Annotated in this window: 3 protein-coding genes; 1 reads left to right on the forward strand and 2 read right to left on the reverse strand. The window is 58.6% G+C overall.

Features of this window, described 5'->3' with window-relative positions; genetic code table 11:
- On the reverse strand, positions 1-947 hold a 947-nt coding region (locus HLUSI_RS0110970; RefSeq protein WP_029363390.1), incomplete at its 3' end, for an ABC transporter substrate-binding protein.
- 251 nt (positions 948-1,198) lie between these two features.
- Positions 1,199-1,393 carry a hypothetical protein gene (locus tag HLUSI_RS32590; RefSeq protein WP_157137821.1) on the reverse strand — a complete coding sequence of 65 codons (195 nt, stop codon included), beginning with the start codon at positions 1,391-1,393 and terminating at the stop codon, positions 1,199-1,201.
- A gap of 158 nt (positions 1,394-1,551) precedes the next feature.
- Between HLUSI_RS32590 and HLUSI_RS0110975 the strand changes: the two genes are divergently transcribed.
- Positions 1,552-1,993: MFS transporter (locus tag HLUSI_RS0110975; RefSeq protein WP_157137822.1), on the forward strand; the 442-nt coding region annotated here is incomplete at its 3' end.

Raw genomic sequence — 1,993 nt, forward strand, 5'->3', positions numbered from 1 at the left:
ATGTTCTGGCGCTTGTTCTGCTGGATCGCAAAGCCTGCGCCATAAATGAACTCGAGGAACTGCAACGCAGCCTTCCTGTTGCGCGTATCGCATACGGCGAAGCCGGTCTCGCTGCCGACCACCGGCACCACGGTTTTGCCGCGCGCATTCCAGGGCGGCACGAACACGCCGGTGCTGAAATCCTTGCCGTGCATCAGCGCACCGGACGACCACGTCCCCTGGAACGCCATCGCCGCCTTGCCGTCGGCGAACAGTTGGATACCCTCGTCGTAGCTGGTGTTCATATAGCCTCGTTGCAGGTAACCCTTGTCGGCGATCAGCTTCATGCGGCCGAAGATATCGACGGCGTCGCCATTGCGGAGGTCGAGGCTGCCGTCGGCGATGCGTTGCTTCCAGTCGTGCGGATGGCGCGTCGTCACGCTGTTGGCGAAGCCGAAACTGAACGGTCCGTTGGCCAAGGTATTGGGGAAGGCGCCGGTCCAGACCATCGGCGTGAAGCCGGCTTTTTTGAGCGCGGCGCAGGCGGCCAGGAATTCTTCGAAGCTGGTCGGCGGTGCGGCGATGCCGGCGCGTCGGAACATTGCCTTGTTGTAGTAGATCAGCGTCGCCGCGACGCCGCCGGAAATGCCGAAGCGCTTGCCGTGCCGGTTGGTCCAGTCGGGCTTGAGCGACTCCAGCATGTTGTTCCACGCCACGGTCTCGCCGAGGTCGGTCAATACGCCCTGTTCAGCGAGCTCGGCGCTGTAGGCGTTGGGATTGACCGATACCAGATCGGGCAGGTTATGGGTGGCGACTTTGGGTTTGAGGTTTTCTTCGACTGAATTGCCGATCATGAATTGCACGTCGACGCTGATGTTCGGATGAGCGCGATGGAACGCGTCGGCGATGCGATGCATTTCCTCGGGCCAGTCGGGCGCCCACACCAGAGCGGTAATTTGCGTTCGCACAAGTGGCGCCTGATCGGCGGCATCGTTGCCCGCATCCTGTCCGCACGCTGCCAGCAGGCACAACAGGAAAGCGGTAAGCAACCGCGAGACAGGGGAAGCCGCCCGCGCTGCGATTTCTTTTATTCTTCCCTCACCCATGAATCTTCCTGAATGCTTCCCAAAAAGTGACGACCAGAACATTCCGGGTAGTATGGAAATGCCGACAAAATCTATAAATTCTTGGCGGCATTTCATCAAATTATTGTTTGCAATCAGTGTGCCATCTTTTTGTTAAATTGCTGATCGAATGTTGATTGACCATCAAAAAAATTCCAGAAACGGCAACCGTCGGTCCCGGCAAGGTCGCGGTACAACAGTTCAGGAAGTGCGTGGTCGTTGCTTCTGCTGCATTGCCGTATCGCAACCGTCGACGGAAGAGATGCCCGCCAACCGGTATAATGCGACATGCGCGTTTTCCTGCGCGCCACGCTTCCCCTCTCACGCGCTCATCGTTTCCTGCTTTGTCTTATGTATGCTGCAATAAGCCGTAGTTAAGCCATAAAACGCGGTCTTAACTCAGCCCTGCGTAAGCTGCAAGCCGGACACGGTTTTTTGTACTCTCCTCATGCAAACAGATTCTTCGCCTTTTCAGGGCAAACGTCTTCCCGGTTGGTTGATCCTCATGGCCGCGCTGACGGCGATGGGCGCCTTGTCGATCGACATGTACCTGCCCAGTTTTTCCTTCATCGCCAAAGACCTCGGCGTGGCCAGCAACACCATCCAGCTGACGCTGTCGACTTTCCTGATCGGGCTGGCGCTCGGGCAGATGTTCTACGGACCGATCAGCGACCGCTTCGGCCGCAAGCCGCCTTTGTATTTCGGCATCTGCCTGTATGTGGTGTCCTCGATCGGCTGTACCTTTGCTCCCAATCTTGAAACGCTGCTGGTGCTGCGTTTCTTCCAGGGCCTGGGCGGCAGTTCCGGCATGGTGATCCCGCGCGCCGTGGTGCGCGACAAGATGGGCGCCGACGGCTTCGGGTCGACGGTCTGCGCGGCTTGCGCCTTGT

The organism is Herbaspirillum lusitanum P6-12, assembly GCF_000256565.1.
Classification (GTDB): Bacteria; Pseudomonadota; Gammaproteobacteria; order Burkholderiales; family Burkholderiaceae_D; genus Herbaspirillum; species Herbaspirillum lusitanum.